A 20560-nucleotide genomic window follows, 5' to 3' on the forward strand; every position below is an offset into this window, starting at 1 on the left:
GGCCAACACGACATCGCGCGCAGTCGTCAGGCGGGTCGGGACGACGCGCCGTCAGCGCAGGTGTACGAGTGGTACCTGCCGATTCCGGGCACCGGCCGCGGCCGCCTGCCGGCTGCGCAGTGGGTTTGTTCGCCGCGCCAAGGCCGCGCGGTCGTGCAACGGCGCAGGCGCTGCGCGCGCCTTACAATGGGCGCATGAACGACAGCGCCCATATCGATTACGCCCGCTACGACCACATCCGGCCACTGCTGTGGACCGGCGATGCCCTTGAGTTGCTCGACCAACGCAAGCTGCCCTTCGAGGTGGCGCATGTGCGTTGCGACAGCAGCGACGCGGTGGCCGAGGCGATCCATTCCCTGGCCGTGCGCGGTGCGCCGGCGATCGGCATCGCGGCAGGTTGGGGCGTGGTGCTGGCCGCGCGCGACATCGCTGCCGACGACGGCAGCGCTGCGCTGCAGAAGCTGGAGCCGGCGCTGCTGCGGCTCAACGCGGCGCGTCCGACTGCCGTCAACCTGGCCTGGGCGCTGATGCGCATGCGCCGCGTACTGGGCGCGGCCGGCGCCGACTGGCGCGAGGTGATCGCGCGCGAGGCGCAGGCCATCGCCGATGAAGACCTGGCCGCCAACCGCCACATGGGCGCGCTTGGCGCCGCGTTGATCGCACCTGGCAGCGGCGTGCTCACCCATTGCAACACCGGCTCGCTGGCCACCGCCGGCTTTGGCACCGCACTGGGCGTGATCCGCGCCGGCATGGCGCAACAGCGCATTGCCAAGGTGTTCGCCGGAGAGACCCGGCCGTGGCTGCAGGGCGCACGCCTGACCGTGTGGGAGCTGCAGCAGGACGGTATCGACGCCACCCTGATCGCCGATTCGGCGGCCTCGCATCTGATGAAATCCGGACTGGTGCAGTGGGTGATCGTCGGCGCCGATCGCATCTGCGCCAATGGTGATACCGCCAACAAGATCGGCACCTACCAGCTGGCCATCGCCGCCCGCCACCACGGGGTCAAATTCATGGTGGTGGCGCCGTCGTCCACGGTGGATATGGCAACGGCCAGCGGGGACCAGATCGAGATCGAGCAACGCGATCCCGGCGAGTTGTTCGGCGTGGGCGGGGTCAGGACGGTGGCCGATGGCATCCATGCCTGGAACCCGGTTTTCGACGTCACTCCGGGCGATCTGATCGACGCAATCGTCACCGAACGCGGCGTGATCGCGCAGCCGGACCTGGCGCGGATGCAGGCCGCCTTCGGCGCCTGAGCCCGGGGCCGGCCGCCCGGCTTCCAACGCCGCCCAAACTCCCTGCAAGTGCTTGTTTCTGGCTGGTAAAGCGGAGGCGTCGGGATGCCCTGCCGTGGTACAATCCGGCGCTTGAATCGCTCGGCGGGAGCGTGGGGTCGGCAGCCTGATGCAAGGGCGCTCCCGACGCGGCTTTCCGGCTCGCCCGCCACCTCACATACGGAACCCGAATGGCAGAAACCGCCAAGGAAATCATCCAGGTCAACCTGGAAGACGAGATGCGCAAGAGCTACCTCGATTACGCGATGAGCGTGATCGTGGGCCGCGCACTCCCCGATGCCCGTGATGGCCTCAAGCCTGTGCACCGGCGCGTGCTGTACGCGATGCACGAGCTGGGCGCACACAGCAACAAGGCCTACTTCAAGTCGGCGCGTATCGTCGGCGACGTCATCGGTAAATACCATCCGCACGGCGACCAGTCGGTGTACGACACGCTGGTGCGCATGGCCCAGCCGTTCTCGCTGCGCTACATGATGGTCGACGGTCAGGGTAACTTCGGTTCGGTCGACGGCGACTCCGCTGCGGCAATGCGTTACACCGAGTCGCGCATGTCGCGGCTGGCGCATGAGCTGATGGCCGACATCGACAAGGAAACCGTCGATTTCCAGCCCAATTACGACGAAAAGGAACAGGAACCGACGGTCATGCCGACCCGGTTCCCGAGCCTGCTGGTCAATGGCTCGGCCGGTATCGCGGTGGGCATGGCCACCAATATCCCGCCGCATAACCTGACCGAGGCGATCAACGCCTGCATCGCGCTGATCGACACACCCGAGCTGGATGTCGAAGGCCTGATGGAATACATCCCCGGCCCGGATTTCCCCACCGCCGGCATCATCAACGGCACCGCCGGCATCGCGGCCGGCTACCGCACCGGCCGTGGCCGTGTGCGCATCCGCGCCAAGGCCGATGTGGAAGTGGCCGACAATGGTCGCGAGGCGATCGTCGTCACCGAGATCCCGTACCAGGTCAACAAGGCGCGGCTGATCGAGAAGATCGCCGAGCTGGTCAAGGAAAAGAAGCTCGAAGGCATCAGCGAGTTGCGCGATGAGTCCGACAAGGACGGCATGCGCATCTACATCGAAGTCAAGCGCGGCGAATCTGCCGAGGTTGTGCTCAACAACCTGTACCAGCAGACCCAGATGGAGGCGGTGTTCGGCATCAACATGGTGGCGCTGATCGACGGCCGCCCGCAGTTGATGAACCTCAAGCAGATGCTGGAGGCGTTCATCCGCCACCGCCGCGAGGTGGTCACCCGTCGCACCATTTTCGAACTGCGCAAGGCGCGTGCGCGTGCGCACGTGCTGGAAGGCCTGACCGTTGCGTTGGCCAACATCGATGAAATGATCGAGTTGATCAAGACCTCGGCCAACCCGCAGGAAGCGCGCGAGCGCATGCTGGCCAAGACCTGGCAACCGGGCCTGGTGGGCGCGCTGTTGGGCGCCGCCGGCGCCGAAGCCTCCAAGCCGGAAGATCTGCCGCCGGGCGTGGGCCTGATCCAGGGCTTCTACCAGCTCAGCGAAGTGCAGGCCTCGCAGATCCTGGAAATGCGTCTGCATCGCCTGACCGGCCTGGAACAGGAAAAGCTGACCGACGAGTACAAGCAGTTGCTCGGCGTCATCGAAGGCCTGATCCGCATCCTAGAAAACCCGGACGTGCTGCTGCAGGTGATCCGCGACGAGCTGATCAATATCCGCGAAGAATATGGCGACGAACGCCGCACCGAGATCCGTCACAGCGAAGAAGATCTGGACATCCTGGATCTGATCGCGCCGGAGGACGTGGTGGTGACGTTGTCGCATGCCGGTTATGCCAAGCGCCAGCCGGTGAGCGCGTATCGCGCGCAGCGCCGCGGTGGCCGTGGCCGCTCTGCCGCAGCGACCAAGGAAGAAGATTTCATCGACCAGCTGTGGCTGGTCAACACGCACGACACGCTGCTGACCTTCACCAGCAGCGGCAAGGTGTTCTGGCTGCCGGTGCACCAGTTGCCGGAAGCCGGCTCCAATGCGCGTGGCAGGCCGATCATCAACTGGATTCCGCTGGAAGCCGGCGAGCGCGTGCAGGCGGTGCTGCCGGTGCGCGAATACGCCGACAACCGCTACGTGTTCTTCGCCACACGCAACGGCACGGTCAAGAAGACGCCGTTGAGCGAATTCGCCTTCCGTCTGGCGCGCGGCAAGATCGCCATCAACCTGGACGAGGGCGATGCGCTGGTCGGGGTGGCCTTGACCGATGGCGACCGCGACGTGTTGCTGTTCGCTTCCAACGGCAAGACCGTGCGCTTTGGCGAATCCACCGTGCGTTCGATGGGCCGTACCGCCACCGGTGTGCGCGGTATCCGTCTGACCAAGGGCGAGGAAGTGGTCAGCCTGATCGTGGCCGAGCGTGCTGGCGGTGTCGAAGAAGAGATCGAAGGCGAGGAGGTCGATGACGTGGTGGAAGCCACCGATGGCGGCGAGTCTGCCGTGATCGAGGTCGCCGACGACGGCAATGTGGCCTACATCCTGACGGCCACCGAGAACGGCTACGGCAAGCGCACCCCGCTGACCGAGTACCCGCGCAAGGGGCGTGGCACCCAGGGCGTGATCGGCATCCAGACCACCGAGCGCAACGGCAAGCTGGTGCGTGCAGTGCTGCTGGGCGCCACCGACGAAGTGCTGTTGATTTCAGATGGCGGCACGCTGGTGCGCACGCGTGGTTCGGAGATCTCGCGCGTTGGCCGTAACACGCAGGGCGTCACGCTGATCCGCTTGTCCAAGGGCGAAAAGTTGCAGGCGGTGGAACGCCTGGACGCGTCGCTGGATGAAGTGGATGAGGTGGTGGACGAAGCAGGCGCAAGTGTGAGCGAGGCGCCGCCAACAACTGACGCATGATCGCAGCGCCAACGCGACGCAGTTGAGCAAAAACGCCGGTGAAAACCGGCGTTTTTTTATGCGCGAAGGTTTGGGGCGCCACGCTTTATGGCGAGTGCTGACATCTGCAACGCAGTGTCTTCATGCGTTCGCCGCAAAGATCGCGGCTCTTTCACTGGCCCGGGTCGAAGGTTGTGGGTGGTGCGGCGGCGTTGCGTCGCCGCTGAGTCGAAGAGGAACAACGGATGACGATTCTGGATCGTCCTTCCGGTCGCGGCCATTGGGCGCTGGCGACCTTGGGAGGCGTGATTGCTTTACTGGGCGCGGTGCTGCTTGCCGGTGGCGTGTGGCTGGCTGCGTTGGGCGGCTCTTGGTATTACGCACCGGCCGGCGCGGCGATGCTGATTGCTGGTGTGCTGCTGTTTCGTGGCCGCAATGCGGGCGCCTGGTGGTTTGCCGGCGTAGTGGCGGTTTCGTTGCTCTGGACGTGGTGGGAATCAGGCAGCGATTACTGGCGCTGGGTGCCGCGTCTGGGCCTGATCGTGGGTCTGGCATTCGTGCTTGCGCTGTTGCTACCGAAACTGCATCGCCCTGTGTCGCGCACGGTATCGCGCAGCCTGGCCGGTGCGCTGGCGATGGTATTTGTGGTGGCGTTCGCATTGGCGTTCATGCCGCATGGCGTGACTGAAGCCGATGGCGCGCTGGCGCATGCGGCAGGCATGCTCGGTGGTCTGGTCAACCGCGACACCTCCGCCCCGGTCGAGGCGTCCGGCGTACAGCCGGCGAATGCACCGGCCGACGGCGATTGGGCCGCATACGGACGCAGCCAGGCCGGCCAGCGCTATTCGCCGCTGCAGCAGATCAATCGCGACAATGTGACGCAGCTGCAGCAAGCCTGGCTTTTCCACACCGGCGATCTGCCGGACAAGCGCTGGGGTGCGGAAACCACGCCGCTGAAGGTGGGCGACAGCCTGTACCTATGTACTGCACGCAACCAGGTGATTGCGCTGGATGCCGCCAGCGGCAAGCAGCGCTGGCGCTACGATCCCAAGGTCAAGGACGAGGCGATTCCGTACACGGCGGCATGCCGTGGCGTCTCGTATTACGAAGTGCCGGCGGCTGCCACCGCTGCGGATGCTGGAGCAACCGCACAGCTGTGCGGCACGCGCGTGATCGAAGGCACGCTCGACGGGCGCTTGATTGCGCTGGACGCACGCAGCGGCACGCCATGCCCGGATTTCGGCAGCAACGGTCAGGTCGACATCACCGTCGGTATGGGCCAGACGCCGCCGGGCTATGTGTCGATCAATTCGCCGCCGGCCATCGTGCGCGGCGTGGTGGTCACCGGGCATCAAGTGCTCGACGGGCAGAAGCGTTACGAGCCCTCCGGTGTGATCGAAGGCTTCGATGCGGTGACCGGCCAGTTGCGCTGGGCCTGGGACATGACGCATCCGGAATGGAACGGCGCACCGCCGCCGGGCCAGAGCTGGACGCGCGGCACGCCCAATATGTGGACCACCGCCGCAGCCGATGAGCAGTTGGGCTATGTCTATCTGCCGATGGGCAATTCCACAGCCGATTACTGGAGCAGCTCGCGCACGCCGCAGGAAAACCGTTACGCGACCTCGCTGGTGGCGCTGGATGTCGCCACCGGCAAGCCGGCATGGAATTTCCAGACCACCCACATCGATGCATGGGACTACGACCTGGGCTCGCAGCCGAGCCTGATCGACTTCCCCAAGGACGGCGTCAACGTGCCGGCGGTGCTGTTGCCGAGCAAGCAGGGCGAGCTGTACGTCCTGGATCGGCGCACCGGCAAGCCGCTGGTGGGCGTGGAAGAGCGTGCGGTGCCAGGCGGTGGCGTGGAGCCGCAGATGCGTGCCAGGACGCAGCCGTTCTCGCTGTATCACACGTTGCGCAAGCCGGATCTGACCGAACGCGACATGTGGGGCATGACCCCGATCGACCAGCTGGTTTGCCGTATCCAGTTCCGCAAGGCCAGCTATAAGGGCATCTACACGCCGCCGGAAGCGGACCGGCATTCGATCGAGTACCCCGGTTACAACGGTGGTTCGGATTGGGGCAGCGTGGCGGTAGATCCGCACCGCGGTGTGATCGTGGCCAATTACAACGACATGCCCAACTACAACCTGCTGGTGCCGCGCGCCAAGGCCGACAAGCTGGGTTGGGCACCGCGCGATGAAGTGCGTGGCGATGCGGGCGGTGCGGAAGGCGCAGGCGACCCGCAGACCGGCACGCCGTATGCAGTCAACGTCAATGCCGGCTGGCGTCTGCCGTTCACCAAGTTGCTGTGCAAGGAGCCACCGTATGGCGGCATCCGCGCCATCGATCTGGCCAGCGGCAAGACGTTGTGGGACCGCCCGTTCGGCAGTGCGCGCGGCAATGGCCCGTTCGGCATCCGTTCCGGCCTGCCGATCGAAATCGGTACACCGAACAATGGTGGCGCGGTGGTGACGGCAAGCGGTTTGATCTTCATTGCCGCAGCCACCGACGACCTGATCCGCGCGATCGATCTGGCCACCGGCAAGGAGCTGTGGCATGCCAAGTTGCCGGCCGGCGGCCAGGCCAACCCGATGGTGTACGAATACTGTGGACGCGAGTATCTGGTCATCATGGCCGGCGGGCACCACTTCATGGAGACCCCGGCAGGCGATGCGTTGATCGCCTACGCGTTACCGCAGAAGGCGCAATGATGTCGGAGACGAGCGGGGGCGGCTGCTAAAGACAGGCAGACGCCATGCCACGTGGTTGGTGGCTGGAATCGGTGTGCAATGCAGGCAGACATGCTGATGTCGCCCGTGAGTCGTCCTCCGGCAGCTACGAGGGATCGCACCATTCGTCAGTGACTCAGGACGTTGAAGCACGAAAAAGCGCACCGCAAGCGGTGCGCTTTTTTCTTGAAGCACATCTGGCAAGCGCTCAGCTATCTCGGCAAGACAACGCTAATCTTGCCTAGTGCTTGCCCACATGATGCATCAGGCCGCACGCTTTCCCGATTCCCGATTCCCGATTCCCGATTCCCGATTCCCGATTCCCGAATCACCCAACGTTCGCCGCCACCTCGTCGTCCTGCACCGCATCGCGCACATCCTGCGCCAGCGTCGCCTTGACGATGATCGAGCGGATCGCATCGGTGGCCTCGGACAGCGGCACATCGTTGCTCAGGCGCTGGAAGGTGTCGCGGCTGTTGTAGCCGGAGCCATCCTTCAGGTAATGCTCGTACATCGATAGCAGATCCTGGCAGGCGGTGATCAGCGCAGCGACATTGCCACGTACCAGCGCATGACCGATCTGATCGAAGCTGTGCAGGCAATCGGCAAGCCAGTGCAGGTCGTAGCGCGCGGTGGCAGGCTCGGGTGCGTTGTGGCCGCGGCTATAGGCGCTGTAGCGACGCAGGCTGCGCGCCACGCGCGCCACATGCGCGAACAGCGTGCCGATCTCGCTGGCGATATCCAGCCGCTGCACCAGCACCATGGGAATCACTTGGCCGGCAGCGGCTGCCTGCTGCTCGGAGGCGTTCTGCTCATGCTGTTCCAGCGATTGCTTGAGCACGGCATAGCTACGCTGCAGCGATTCCAGTTCCAGCGTGGTGGCCGCCGCTCGCGCCTTCAGTTGCGACAGCGCCGCCTGGTAGCGGCCAAGGCTGTCCTGCGTACTGGCAAGCTCGCCGGATTCGGCACGCAGCTGGCGGCCACGCACGAACGCCAGCCCGGTCGCGATCAGCGCCCAGAGTGCGAATGCAGGCACCAGGTAGATCAGGATGCCCATGGGGATTCCTCGAAACGTTGCATATCTTGTCGGCCTGCAACGCGCAGACTTGAGGCTGATCCTCGGCGCATGCCCTGATCCGGGACATCGTGCCCAGACACGGCAACTGCATGGTGCCGGCGCACAGCATCTGATGTGGCGAATGGCAGCCGTAAGAGGCCCGACAGTGGGCCATGCGGGGGACCGCCGAATGCATGAACAAGGCTGCGGGCGGGAGCGGCCCGGATGCTGCAGCGGTGCCCCCAAAGCGTGGCGCTGTTCGGCCGGGTCAGCGAAGAATGCCAGGCAAATCCAGCCCTTTTTCCTTCGCGCAATCGGTTGCAATGGCGTAACCGGCATCGGCGTGGCGCATCACCCCGGTGGCCGGGTCGTTCCAGAGCACGCGTTCGATGCGCTTGTCGGCGGCCTCGCTGCCGTCGCAGACGATGACCATGCCGGCGTGCTGCGAAAAGCCCATGCCGACGCCGCCGCCGTGATGCAGCGACACCCAGGTGGCGCCGCTGGCGGTGTTGAGCAGGGCATTGAGCAGCGGCCAGTCGGAGACCGCGTCCGAGCCGTCGGCCATCGCTTCGGTTTCGCGATTGGGCGAGGCCACGCTGCCCGAATCCAGATGGTCGCGGCCGATCACCACCGGCGCCTTCAGCTCGCCGCTGCGCACCATGGCGTTGAAGGCCAGGCCCAGCCGGTGGCGATCGCCCAGGCCCACCCAGCAGATGCGCGCGGGCAGGCCCTGGAAGGCGATCTTTTCGGCCGCCATGTCGAGCCAGCGATGCAGGTGCGCATCGTCGGGGATGAGCTCCTTGACCTTGGCGTCGGTCTTTGCGATGTCGTCCGGGTCGCCGCTGAGCGCAACCCAGCGGAACGGGCCAATGCCGCGACAGAACAGCGGGCGGATGTAGGCAGGCACGAAGCCGGGGAAATCGAATGCGTTGTCGATGCCGGCTTCCAGCGCCATCTGGCGCAGGTTGTTGCCGTAATCCACGGTAGGCACGCCCAGTGCGTGGAAGGTGAGCATGGCGCGGATGTGGTTGGCCATCGACTCGCGCGCAGCGGCTTCCACTTCCTTGCGCGCGCTCACGCGTTTTGCGTCCCACTCTTCCACGCTCCAGCCCTGCGGCAGGTAGCCGTTGACCGGGTCGTGCGCCGAAGTCTGGTCGGTCAACAGATCCGGCTTGATCCCGCGCAGCAGCAGTTCGTCCAGCACGTCGGCGACATTGCCGAGCAGGCCGACCGACAGCGGTTTTTTCGCGGTGCACGACTCCTCGATCAGGCGCAGCGCCTCGTCCAGAGAGTCGGTCCACGTATCCAGATACCCGGTACGCAGGCGCATGTCGATGCTGGAGCGGCGGCATTCCACTACCAGGCAGGAGGCGCCGGCCATTACCGCCGCCAGCGGTTGCGCGCCGCCCATGCCGCCGAGACCGCCGGTGAATAGCCACTTGCCAGCCAGATTGCCGGCGTAGTGCTGGCGGCCCATTTCCACGAAGGTTTCGTAGGTGCCCTGCACGATGCCTTGCGCGCCGATGTAGATCCAGCTGCCGGCGGTCATCTGGCCGTACATGGCCAGGCCCTTTTGATCGAGTTCGCTGAAGTGGTCCCAGTTGGCCCAGCGCGGCACCAGGTTGGAGTTGGCGATCAGCACGCGCGGCGCATCGGCATGGGTGCGGAACACGCCCACCGGTTTGCCGGACTGCACCAGCAAGGTTTGGTCCTCGTCCAGCCGCGTGAGCGCAGCGACGATGGCGTCGAAGGATTCCCAGTCGCGCGCGGCGCGGCCGATACCGCCGTAGACCACCAGTTCCTGCGGGTGCTCGGCCACGTCCGGGTCCAGGTTGTTCATCAACATGCGCAGCGGCGCTTCGGTGAGCCAGCTCTTGGCGGTGAGCGTGGTGCCGGTGGCGGCGCGAATGACGCGGGTTGCATCGTGACGGGTCATGCCGGGTTCCTTGCAATCAGCGGTTGGCCGCAGGCGGCGCGGTGTCGGAGGAGGGCGCATTGGCGAAGTGCAGGCAGGCCTGCAGCACGTGGCGCAGTACCGCGCGCAGCACCACGGCGTGTACCGGCTGCCACGGCGTTGGCCAGTTTTCGGGCGTGAGGCTGTCGGGCTCGCGCATGTAGCCGCGACAGGCCAGTTCCATCTGCAAGGTGTGCACGCCATGCGCGGGCTGCGCGTAGTGGCGGGTGATCCAGCCGCCCTTGAAGCGGCCGTTGCGCACCGTGCTGGAGCCGCTGCTGCGGCACAGGCTCTCCACCGCATCGACCAGGCGCCGGTCGCAGCTGCGGTCCTCGTTGCTGCCGATATTGAATTGCGGCAATTCGCCATCGAACAGATGCGGGATGAACGAGCGGATCGAATGTGCGTCGTAGACCACGATCTTCGCGTGCTGCGCGCGCAGGCGCGTAATTTCCCCGGCAAGCGCGGCGTGGTACGGGTCGAACCAGCGCGTGCGACGCAACGCGATCTGCGCCTGATCCGGTGCCGCACCATCGGCATACAGCGGCTGATCGTCGAAGGTGGTGAGCGGGCACAGACCGGTGGTGTTCTGGCCCGGATACAGCGAGGCCCCGCTCGGGTCGCGATTGACGTCGATGACCGAGCGCGAGATGGCAGTCCGCAGCGTGGTGGCGCCCAGCGCCTGTGCGAAGTCGTAAAGATGGTGTACCCACCAATCGGTATCGCGGCGCGCCAGCCACGGCGACACGAACTGGTCGGCCACGTCCTCCGGTAACTCGGTGCCGGTATGCGGAAAACTGACGATCAACGGCGCGTCGCCGCGGTGCAGTTCCAGCCAGTCGGGCAGGGCGTTCATCGCTGCGCTCCATGCACGCGTGCTGCGTGCGTGCGGCATGCGTTGCGCAGCTGCGCGTTGCGGATGCCTCGCGTGCGCGGCGCGGCGTCATCGCAAGTGCGTGTGCTTGGAGAGATCGCGAAAGACTGCAGTTGCGGCCGCGACGAGGCAGGTATCGATTCGCTGCATAAGCGCTGCCCACTCATACGTCCTGCTCCACGCCCGGCAACGGGATCGCCACTGCCAGCGCCAGCGCGCCCGAGCGCACCAATGCGCTGGCAGCCAGCATGTCCGGATGAAAGTAGCGGTCGTCCTGCAGTGTCGGCACCTGCGCGCGCAACAGGGCACGCGCCGCTTCCAGCGCAGTGCTGGAGCGCAGTGGCGCATGGAAATCGCAGCCCTGCACGGCGGCCAGCAGCTCGATGCCGATGACGTTGGCGGCGTTCTCAGCCATCGCCAGCAAGCGGCGCGCACCGTGCGCAGCCATCGACACGTGATCTTCCTGATTGGCCGAAGTCGGAATCGAATCGACACTGGCCGGATACGCGCGCTGCTTGTTTTCCGATACCAGCGCGGCGGCTGTCACCTGCGGAATCATGAAGCCGGAGTTCAAGCCCGGGCGCGGGGTGAGAAAGGCGGGCAGGCCGGACAGTGCCGGGTCGACCAGCATCGCGGTGCGGCGTTCGCTGATCGAGCCGATTTCGCAGACCGCCATCGCCAGCATGTCCGCGGCAAAGGCAACCGGCTCGGCGTGGAAGTTGCCGCCAGACAGCGCTTCACCGGTATCGCTGAGGACCAGTGGGTTATCGGACACGCCATTGGCTTCGATCTGCAGGGTGCGCGCGGCCTGACGCATCACATCCAGCGCCGCACCCATCACCTGCGGCTGGCAGCGCAGGCAGTACGGGTCCTGCACGCGCACATCGCCCAGCCGATGCGATTCGCGAATGGCCGAATCGGCCATCAGGGCGCGCAATGCCGCCGCGGTGGCGATCTGCCCGGGCTGCCCGCGCAAGGCATGAATGCGCGCATCGAAGGGCGTATCCGAGCCCTTGGCCGCTTCCACCGACAACGCGCCGGTGACCAGCGCGGCCTGCAGGACGGTTTCGATCTCGAACAGACCGGCCAGGGCGCAGGCGGTGGAAAACTGGGTGCCGTTGAGCAGGGCCAACCCTTCCTTTGCGCCCAGCACGCGCGGCTGCAGCTGCGCATGTGCAAGCGCGTCGGCAGCAGGCAGTCGCTGCGCGCCGACGAAGGCTTCGCCAACGCCGATCATCACCGCGGCCAGATGCGACAGCGGTGCCAGGTCGCCGGAAGCGCCCACCGAGCCCTGGCACGGCACCACCGGGGTGATGCCGGCGCGCAGCATCGCTTCCAGCAACGCCAGCGTGCCCGGCTGCACGCCGGACGCGCCCTGGGCCAGGCTGGTGAGCTTGAGCGCCATCATCAGCCGCACCACCGGTACCGGCGTGGGCTCGCCCACACCTGCCGCGTGCGAGAGCACGATATTGCGTTGCAGGGTCTGCAGATCCTCGGGCTCGATACGCACGCTGGCCAGCTTGCCGAAGCCGGTGTTGACGCCATACACCGGCTCGCCACGCGCCACGATGGCCTCCACCGTTTGCGCGCTGCGCAGCACCGCGGCAGCGCATGCATCGTCCAACGCGACGTCGGCACCGCGATACAGCGCACGCCATTGCGCCAGCGTGACCCGGCCGGGTTGCAAGACAACAGAAACACTCATGACGACTCCGGATTCAGCACAGATGCCCGCGCCAGACGCGGGCATGAAGAGGATTGAAGCCCATGCGGTAGACCAGATCGGCCGGCGCATCGATGTTCCAGATCGCCAGGTCGCAGTCCATGCCGGCGCGCAACTGGCCCAGGCGCTCGCTGCGGCCAAGCGCCCGCGCAGCCTCGCGGGTGAACCCGGCGATGCATTCGTCCACGGTCATGCGGAACAACGTCGCCGCCATGTTCATCGCCAGCAGCGGGCTGGTCAGCGGCGAGGTGCCCGGGTTGCAATCGGTGGCCAGCGCCAGCGGCACGCCGGCCGTGCGCAGCGCGGCAATCGGTGGCAGTTGGGTATCGCGGGTGAAGTAGAACGCGCCTGGCAGCAGCACTGCCACGGTGCCGGCAGCGGCCATCGCCGCAATGCCCGTCTGGTCCAGGTACTCGATGTGATCGGCCGACAACGCGCCGTAGCGTGCGGCCAGTTCGGCGCCGTGCTGGTTGCTCAATTGTTCGGCGTGGATCTTGATGCGCAAACCATGCGCTTGCGCCGCAACGAAGACTTTTTCGGCCTGCGCCTGCGAGAACGCCAGATGCTCGCAGAACACGTCCACGGCCTCGGCAAGCCCTTGCGTGGCGATCGCCGGAATCATCTGCGTGCAGACCTGGTCGATGTAGTGCTGCGCCTGCCCACCAGGCGGCACGGCATGCGCGCCCAGGAAGGTCGGCACCACTTCCACCTTGCGCAGCGCGGCGAGTTGGCGCGCCACGCGCAGCTGCTTGACTTCATCGTCCAGCGTGAGCCCGTAGCCGGATTTGATTTCCAGCGTGGTGACGCCTTCGCCAAGCATCGCATCCAGGCGCGGCAGGCTGGCGGCCAGCAACGCCGCATCGTCGGCGGCGCGGGTGGCGCGCACCGTCGCCACGATGCCGCCGCCGGCTGCGGCGATGTCGGCATAGCTGGCGCCGCGCAGGCGTTGCTCGAACTCATTGGCACGGTTGCCGGCGTACACCAGGTGCGTGTGGCAATCGATCAGGCCGGGGCTGATCCAGCGGCGCCGGCAGTCGTGCGCACTGTCGGGCTGCAGCGCTGGGGCCTGTGCGGCCGCGCCGGCGTAGACGATATGGCCGTGCCGGCAGGCGACGATGCCATCGTCCACGATGCCCAGGCCGCCATCGGCCGCATCCAGGGTCATCAGTTGCGCGTTGTGCCACAGAACGTCGCAATGCATGGCGCAGGCTCGTGGTGTCTGATATGTATATACAATAAGTTCGGCGATCGAGGGTGTCCAGTGGCAGACCAACAGACGCAGGTGTTCTGGGCAGCCCGGGCATTGTTGCCCGACGGCTGGGCGAGCAAGGTGCGGGTCGCGGCAGAGCAGGGCCGCATCGTTTCGGTGGAGGCCAATGCGGCTGCTGCGATTACCGACACGCGCTGCGACGTGCTGTTGCCTGGCTTGGGGAATCTGCACAGCCATGCCTTCCAACGCGGCATGGCGGGGTTGACCGAAGTCGGCGGGCGCAGCGGCGACAGCTTCTGGAGCTGGCGCGAGCTGATGTACCGCTTCGTCGACCGGCTCGACCCGGACAGCCTGCAGGCAATCGCCGAGCAGGCATATGTTGAAATGCTCGAAAGCGGCTTCACCCGGGTCGGCGAATTCCATTACCTGCATCACGCGGCGAGCGGTGTGCCGTATGCGCAGCCCGGCGAAATGTCCGAGCGCATTGCCGCCGCTGCCGCCAACACCGGCATCGGGCTCAGCCTGTTGCCGGTGTTCTATGCGCACTCGGATTTCGGTGGTGCCACCCCCAGCCCGGCGCAACGCCGTCTGATTCACGACATTGACGGCTTCGCGCGCTTGCTGGACGACTGCAGACACAGCCTGAAAGCGCTGCCGGACGCGGTACTCGGGCTGGCGCCGCACAGCCTGCGCGCGGTCACTCCGCAGCAACTGGCAGGGCTGGTACCGCTTACCGATGGCCCCATCCACATCCATATCGCCGAGCAGCAGCGTGAAGTGGATGCCTGCCTGGCCTGGTCCAAGCAGCGCCCGGTGCAGTGGCTGCTGGCCAACGCGCCGGTGGATACGCGCTGGTGCCTGGTACACGCCACGCATGTGGATGCACACGAACTGCAGGCGATTGTTGCCAGCGGCGCGGTCGTCGGTCTGTGCCCGATCACCGAGGCGAATCTGGGCGATGGCGTGTTCCCGATGCAGGCCTTCGCTGCTGCGGGCGGGCGTTTTGGCGTGGGCTCGGATTCGAATGTGCTGATCGATGCAGCCGAAGAACTGCGCCTGCTCGAATACGGCCAGCGCCTGACGCTGCAGGCACGCAATGTCGTGGCGCAGGGGCCCGTGTCGAGCGGACGCTGGCTCTACGATCAGGCCGGCATGGGAGCCGCGCAGGCGCTGGGCCTCGCGCAGACCGGCATCCGCGCCGGCGCAGCAGCCGATCTGATCGAACTGGACACCGCGCATCCGGCCCTGCTGGCGCGCAGCGACGACGCCTTGCTGGACAGCTGGCTGTTCGCCGCGCGTGGCACCGCGGTGCGCAACGTCTGGCGCGGCGGGCGCTGGGTGGTGCGCGAGGGGCAGCATGTCGACCGCGCCCGTATCGCCACACGGTTTGCCGCAGTGTTGCGCAGCCTGCTGGGCCAGTGACATTGCTCATCGCACGGTGGCGAGAGTGGTCAGGTGGCTGCCCAACGGCGCGCAGGAGTCGTGGTGTACGCTTTGCACCTGCCGATGACGGGCCCCGGCCGCAACCGCCAGTGGCTGCGCCTGAACCGCTCCAAGCGGATGCGCGCGCAGTGCTGCTCCTGGAGCCACCGCAGACGCAGCTGCGACTCCGGAGCAGGTGCACGCAGTGCGCTCGTCCATGCAGCGTGCATGGTGCATGCCGCAACCTGCAGCTGGCGCACGCTGCCGACCATGCGGCATGCCGATTGAATAGCCGCTCTTTTCGGAGACCCGCGCTTTGACCGCCACCACCACCATCGTGCCTGGCACCTTGCATCAGCGCATCCGCCAGGATCTGGAACAACGCATCCATAGCGGCGACTGGCCGCCCGGGCACCGCGTGCCGCCCGAGCACGAGTTGATGGCGCAGTACGGCTGCTCGCGCATGACGGTGAACAAGGTGCTCGGCTTGCTGGCCGATGCCGGCATGATCGAACGCCGCCGCCGTACTGGGTCGTTCGTGGCACGGCAGCACCCGCATCTGGAACAGGTGGCGCTCTCGATCCCGGACATCGAAGTGGAAATGACCACGCGCGGCCATGCGTACCGGTTCTCTTTGTTGTCGCGGCAACTGCGCAACGTGCGGCGGCGCGTGCGGCAGGAACGTGTGCTGGGCAGCACCGGCAAGGTGCTGGAATTGCAGAGCGTGCACCTGGCCGACGGCCGCCCGTTTGCGCTGGAGCACCGCGTGATCGACATCAACACCGTGCCCGACGCATTGGACCAGCCGTTTACGGAGGTGGCGCCGGGCAGCTGGTTATTGCGCAACGTGCCATGGACGCGTGCCGAGCACCGCATCAGCGCTGCCAGTGCCGACGCCGCGCAGGCCGAGCAGCTCCAGGCGGACGACGGCGCGGCCTGCCTGGTGATCGACCGCCACACCTGGCGCGGCGAGCTGCCGGTCACCTACGTGCGCCAGATGTTTCTAGGCGGTTCGTACGATCTGGTGGCACGGTTCGCGCCGGGACTGCGCTGAGATGACGTCGGCAGGCGACGGGCGCGGTACTGCAGCGCTCAAGTCGCCAGGGGTTCGCTGAACGGTACCGGCCGTGTTGCAGTCGCTGCACGCCGGGATGGCGGCGACTGCGTGTTCACGATCAGGTGCCCGGCTGGGCAGGCAGGCGACGCGGCACGACGACAGCAGCCAACGCCCCAGGATCAAATCGTGCTGCATTGACGCCAGCGCATCGGCTCGGCGGTGCCCGGGCGCGGGTTGAGTTGCACGCGCACCGTGCGCAGGTACGGGTAGCGTTGCAGCTCGCGGCAAATCAGCGGCCATGCCGCGCTGTCTTCCACCGTCCGATCCACTACCAGGGTTGCCTGGGTCAGCCAGATGCCACGCACCAGCCCCGGTGTCTGCGCCAACGCCTTGGAAACCTCGCGCTGATAGCCCTGGATGGTGGCTGCATCCGGTTCTGCGCCGGCTGCCGGCGCGGCCGGGGCCACTGCAGTAGGTGACGGGCCCGGCTGGGCGGTACTGGCGGAGGGCGTGGGCGGTGCGACCACGCGGGCCGGTGCGGGAATCGGTGCAGACGCCGCAGCGGGCGGTGTGGCCCGCGTCGGAGCCGGCGGGCGCAGCGCCAGCACCGCCATGACGGCCAGCGTCGCCAGCGCGGCGCCGGCGATGATGCTATGGCGGATCGCGCGGCGGCGCGCCGCACCAACCACGCCGGCTTCCACATCGCCAGGCAGATAGGGTTTGAGCAGCGGCCACAGACGCACACCGTCCAGCACTTCGATCGATTGTTTCTCCGCGGCGGCGATACCTTCGCGCTCCATGCGGCCTTCGGTCACCATCACGCCGCCGTTTGCACCAGCCAGCCGTGCCATCGCGCCCAGCTCGTTCACCGCCGCCACGCCGATGCGATAACCGCGCCCGTGCTTGCAGGCCACCAACCGGGTGCCATGCTCGGTCTGCATCATGAAGTCGGCGGTGGGCAGGCCATCCTGCGGCAGCTGGGTGGGCTGCCATCCGCGTTGATCCTGCAGGACGCGCAGCACCACGGCGGAAAAATCGCGCCAGTGCATGATGGCCAGCGCACGGACGCCTTCATGCACTTCATTGGCGCGTCGTCGTACCAGCCACAGGTAGGCAGACACCGCCAGCCAGAGCAGCAGTGCGGCCAAGGGCGCCAGAATCCAGGAAGGCATGAGCATCAAGCAATGGCGCGTATAACGAATCGTGCGTGTAGAAGAATCCTTCGCGAAAGATTCGTCAATGGATCGTGCGCGGTGATATCGCGAGCCGTGATCCAGATAGCGAAAGACCCGCCAGTCCGAAGCCGTGAGGGGAGGGGAGCAAACGGACTTCGTAACGCAGGACTGGCGGGTCGTTCCCGATTGTCCAAAAAATCATGTTGCTTTGCAACATCGGGCCGGAAGAGCTGCGTTTTGGCGCTAAGCCACTGATTCAAAAAGGCTGCGCAGAGCCAAATCGCACGTCAGCGACGCTGCATCCTCACGCCGGTCCATCGCCAACGCGCGGCTGCGGATTAGCCAATACACCACCCACGGTGAGTTGCACCCATCGGCGCGGGTAGCACCAGCCGATGACACCGCTCGAGGTGGCTGGGGGCGCCGCGCTTGGCCGGCGTGCAGAAACGTAGTGCGCAGCTGCACTCGGCGATGACTCCCTTCACCATCTCGGGCAACAACCGCGCCGTCACATGACAGCGCGGCTGCTTTCACTGTTGCGCTCATTCCGGGTCGAACGCACCGGGATTGCTGGACGACGATGCCGCCCCGGCACCCGCGCCGCCGGCAGCGGTCGTCTCGCTGGCCGCCTGCGCCGCCTGGTTAGCGGTACGGTTGGCACGCTTGGTGGCCGCGGTATTTGCGCGGACCTGGGCCTTCAGCGATTCGACCTCGCGCCGCAGGTTTTCCAATTCTTCCTGCTCGGGAATGTTGAGCGTGCGCAGCACGCCCTTCACGCGTTCGTCGAAGGCCTTGCCCAGTCTGTCCCAGCCGCGCACCGCGGTATCGCGTGCCTGCTCGAACTGGGTTTCCACCTCTTCGCGCAATTCGTCGACGCTCTCGGCCGCCCTGCGCTGGCCGGTGCGCTCATAGGCGGCGCCCTCGCGCACCAACGAGTCGAACAGCTTGCTGCCTTCGTTCTGCACGCGCCCAAGCGCGCCCAGACCGGCAAGCCATACGGTCTGAGCCGATTCGCCAAGCCGGCGCGAGATCTGTTCCGCCTGCGCCTGGAAGCCCTGGGCCGCGTTACCGCGGTTACCGTTCTGATCGTATCCGGTCGTCATGCGATGCTCCTGTAGGTTGCCAACGTGACATTGCGTTCACCCTAGTGCCGACCCTGCATCGGGCAGGTGAAGCACTGCCCGATCAGGCGTGCCGAAAGCATCTACCCGCAAGCGCCCGAGCAGGTGACTTGACGCTGAAGCAGCGCAGCGCCAATCGCGCGATCAGGCCAGTTTTTCGGCCAGCAAGCGCCGGATTTCCGATTCCACCATCGGCTGCACCGCCGACAGCAAAAAGCCGAGTTCGGCGGTGACGTGCACTTGTTGCGGCAACAGCGCGATTGCTCCGTCCACGCCGGCACGTGCGATGCGCAAAGTGTCGCCTTCCCAATGCGAAGCGACGCCGTAGCGATCGGTCAGCTTGCGCGCCGCCTCGTCGATGGCCGCGCGTGCCTGGGCCGGCGTCAAGGAATGGTCGTGGCGGATATCGATGCTGGACATGGGTGCGATGGGTCATGCGAAAAGTGAGGGCGCATTGTGCGCATGCCAGGCCCCAGCTCCAAGTGCGGCCATGTGTGGCCTTGCTGTCCGTGTCGCAAACACAGGTCTGCAAGCTGCGCTGCCGCCTGCTCAGCCGACGGCAGCGCGATCCTGGCGCGCCCGCGCCAGCGATCCAGCACGGCTCCGATCACCACCGATGGCCGCGCATGGGGGCAAACCTGCTAGGCTGCGGCGGGTGCGCGACCTGCAAGTTCATTTCACCCACCGGCAGCAGCCGGATCATTCCCTCAAGCCCGGCGTCCACCGGATCGTCCGTCATGCCTCCGGCAGCGTGCGGGTGGTCGGCGATGCGCAGGGCGCGTTGCTGTTGGCGCAGTTCTGCCTGGACCAACGCGGCCTGTGGCTGCAGGTAGCCAGCGGCATTCGCGGTATCCACGTCAATGGGCGCCCGGTGCGTCGCATGGCGCTGCTACGGGCGGGCGATGCGATCTATGCCGATGGCGTGGAAATGCTGCTGCGCAGTGCCCCGTCCAGTGCGCCGGCCAACGATATCCACGACGACACGGCCAACCTCGGCGAGGTCTGCCTGTTGTTGCGCGGCATCGGCGGGCGCCATCATGGTCGCAGTTTCACCCTGGATCGCGCGCGTCTGGTCGGCAGCGATGCTGCCGCCGATATCGTCATCGACGACCCGGCATTTGCGGCGCAGCACGCCCGTCTGGAACGACACGGCGACCGTGTGCTGATCCGCGATCTGGGTTCGGAAGAGGGGAGCTGGATCAATGGCGTCCAGGTGCGCGACGGCTGGCTGCAGGCTGGCGACCAGGTCGTCTTCGATGCGCGCCACCGTTTCGTGGTGGAAGTGCCGCGGACGCACCACGACACCACCTGGGATCTGCCCGATACCGAACCCCCGCCGCCGCCGCGTGCGGTTGCAGAGCCGACGCGCGCACCGGTGAAGGTGGCCCGCTGGCCCTGGTTGCTGCTCAGCGCGGTGTTGCTGGCGGCGGCGTTGAGCGCCTTGCTGTGGTTCGGCGCGCGCTGAGTTTTTTCCAGACGCGCCAGCCCAGCAATACCGCAAGAATGCCGGCGTACAGGGCCGGCTCGCGGATATCGGATTTCACCAGCCACCAGAAATGCAGCACTGCCAGCAGGCCGATCGGGTAGATCAGCGTGTGCAGGCGGCCCCAGTTGCGCTTGAGCCGACGCATCCACCCCTGGGTGGAGGTGATCGCCAGCGGCATCAGCAACAACCACGCCGCAAACCCCACCGTGATGTACGGGCGTTTGAGGATCTCCTCGAAAATCTGCGTCCAGAAGCCGCGCAGGTCCAGCGTGAGGTAAGCCGCCAGATGCACGCTGGCGTAGAAGAACGCGTACAGGCCCAGCATGCGGCGGAAGCGGATCACCACGGCCTGCCCGGTGAGTTGGCGCAACGGCGTGATCGCCAGGGTGATCAGCAAGAAACGCAGCGCCCACAGCCCGGTGCGGTGTTCGATCTCGGCCACCGGGTCGGCGCCCAGCGCGTCGCTGCCGCCTTGCCACACCTGCCAGAATTGCCAGCCGAGCAGGGCGATCGGCGCCAGCGCCGCGGCATGCACCAGCGTCTTGGCAGCGATCACGGAAGTGGATGTCTTGGCCATGCGATCTCGAAGAAGGAAACGA

The 20560-nt window shown here is 66.4% G+C and carries 16 protein-coding genes and 1 other RNA gene; 7 read left to right on the forward strand and 10 right to left on the reverse strand.

The features are described 5' to 3' along the window. Window positions 1-77: non-coding RNA, sX9 sRNA (locus LN450_RS06845), on the reverse strand. A 117-nt stretch (window positions 78-194) separates the two neighbouring features. On the opposite strand from LN450_RS06845, the gene mtnA reads away from it, so the two are divergent. From mtnA to LN450_RS06860, 3 genes are all read left to right on the forward strand, one after another. Then, window positions 195-1259: an S-methyl-5-thioribose-1-phosphate isomerase gene (gene mtnA / locus LN450_RS06850; protein ID WP_011347031.1), complete on the forward strand. Its 1065-nt coding sequence runs from the start codon at window positions 195-197 to the stop codon at window positions 1257-1259. A 209-nt stretch (window positions 1260-1468) separates the two neighbouring features. Further along, window positions 1469-4171, forward strand: coding sequence for a DNA gyrase subunit A (gene gyrA, locus LN450_RS06855; RefSeq protein WP_011347032.1), 2703 nt, complete (start codon window positions 1469-1471; stop codon window positions 4169-4171). A 224-nt stretch (window positions 4172-4395) separates the two neighbouring features. Further along, a complete protein-coding gene (locus LN450_RS06860; protein WP_011347033.1) occupies window positions 4396-6864 on the forward strand; it encodes a membrane-bound PQQ-dependent dehydrogenase, glucose/quinate/shikimate family in 2469 nt (822 codons plus the stop codon). 346 nt (window positions 6865-7210) lie between these two features. On the opposite strand, the gene LN450_RS06865 is transcribed toward LN450_RS06860, so the two are convergent. From LN450_RS06865 to hutI, 5 genes are all read right to left on the reverse strand, one after another. Beyond that, window positions 7211-7939: a hypothetical protein gene (locus LN450_RS06865; protein ID WP_008576266.1), complete on the reverse strand. Its 729-nt coding sequence runs from the start codon at window positions 7937-7939 to the stop codon at window positions 7211-7213. Between the two features lie 268 nt (window positions 7940-8207). Beyond that, a complete protein-coding gene (gene hutU, locus LN450_RS06870; RefSeq protein WP_011347035.1) occupies window positions 8208-9875 on the reverse strand; it encodes a urocanate hydratase in 1668 nt (555 codons plus the stop codon). Window positions 9876-9891: 16 nt separating this feature from the next. Next, entirely contained in the window at window positions 9892-10749 is an 858-nt protein-coding gene (gene hutG, locus LN450_RS06875; protein WP_011347036.1) for an N-formylglutamate deformylase, read from the reverse strand. A 181-nt stretch (window positions 10750-10930) separates the two neighbouring features. After that, complete coding sequence (hutH, locus tag LN450_RS06880; protein WP_011347037.1) at window positions 10931-12472, reverse strand: histidine ammonia-lyase; 1542 nt, start codon at window positions 12470-12472, stop codon at window positions 10931-10933. Between the two features lie 13 nt (window positions 12473-12485). Then, the gene (gene hutI, locus LN450_RS06885; RefSeq protein WP_011347038.1) at window positions 12486-13691 is read right to left on the reverse strand and encodes an imidazolonepropionase; all 1206 of its coding nucleotides are present in this window, start codon (window positions 13689-13691) and stop codon (window positions 12486-12488) included. A 60-nt stretch (window positions 13692-13751) separates the two neighbouring features. Between hutI and LN450_RS06890 the strand changes: the two genes are divergently transcribed. From LN450_RS06890 to hutC, 3 genes are read left to right on the forward strand one after another with little or no spacing between them, the layout of a single operon-like run. Next, the gene (locus tag LN450_RS06890) at window positions 13752-15122 is read left to right on the forward strand and encodes a formimidoylglutamate deiminase (RefSeq protein ID WP_011347039.1); all 1371 of its coding nucleotides are present in this window, start codon (window positions 13752-13754) and stop codon (window positions 15120-15122) included. Window positions 15123-15182: 60 nt separating this feature from the next. Further along, a complete protein-coding gene (locus LN450_RS06895; RefSeq protein ID WP_008576254.1) occupies window positions 15183-15410 on the forward strand; it encodes a hypothetical protein in 228 nt (75 codons plus the stop codon). Between the two features lie 28 nt (window positions 15411-15438). Continuing rightward, the gene (gene hutC, locus LN450_RS06900) at window positions 15439-16176 is read left to right on the forward strand and encodes a histidine utilization transcriptional repressor HutC (RefSeq protein WP_011347041.1); all 738 of its coding nucleotides are present in this window, start codon (window positions 15439-15441) and stop codon (window positions 16174-16176) included. Between the two features lie 182 nt (window positions 16177-16358). On the opposite strand, the gene LN450_RS06905 is transcribed toward hutC, so the two are convergent. The 3 genes from LN450_RS06905 to LN450_RS06915 all read right to left on the reverse strand — a co-directional run bounded on the left by LN450_RS06905 (window position 16359) and on the right by LN450_RS06915 (window position 18895). Then, window positions 16359-17357 (reverse strand): restriction endonuclease, encoded by a 999-nt coding sequence (locus LN450_RS06905; protein ID WP_228892717.1) that lies wholly within the window; start codon window positions 17355-17357, stop codon window positions 16359-16361. A gap of 539 nt (window positions 17358-17896) precedes the next feature. Beyond that, window positions 17897-18457, reverse strand: coding sequence for a phasin family protein (locus tag LN450_RS06910; protein WP_008576248.1), 561 nt, complete (start codon window positions 18455-18457; stop codon window positions 17897-17899). Window positions 18458-18619: 162 nt separating this feature from the next. Further along, a complete protein-coding gene (locus LN450_RS06915) occupies window positions 18620-18895 on the reverse strand; it encodes a polyhydroxyalkanoic acid system family protein (RefSeq protein WP_008576246.1) in 276 nt (91 codons plus the stop codon). Between the two features lie 235 nt (window positions 18896-19130). Between LN450_RS06915 and LN450_RS06920 the strand changes: the two genes are divergently transcribed. Further along, on the forward strand, window positions 19131-19940 hold the full coding sequence (locus tag LN450_RS06920; RefSeq protein ID WP_041855042.1) for an FHA domain-containing protein: 810 nt from the start codon (window positions 19131-19133) through the stop codon (window positions 19938-19940). On the opposite strand, the gene msrQ is transcribed toward LN450_RS06920, so the two are convergent. Beyond that, window positions 19882-20538, reverse strand: coding sequence for a protein-methionine-sulfoxide reductase heme-binding subunit MsrQ (msrQ, locus tag LN450_RS06925; protein WP_011347044.1), 657 nt, complete (start codon window positions 20536-20538; stop codon window positions 19882-19884). The two genes, LN450_RS06920 and msrQ, sit on opposite strands and share 59 nt — an antisense overlap. Between the last annotated feature and the right edge of the window lie 22 nt (window positions 20539-20560).

The sequence above is a fragment of the Xanthomonas euvesicatoria pv. euvesicatoria genome (genome assembly GCF_020880415.1).
Taxonomy (GTDB): Bacteria; Pseudomonadota; Gammaproteobacteria; order Xanthomonadales; family Xanthomonadaceae; genus Xanthomonas; species Xanthomonas euvesicatoria.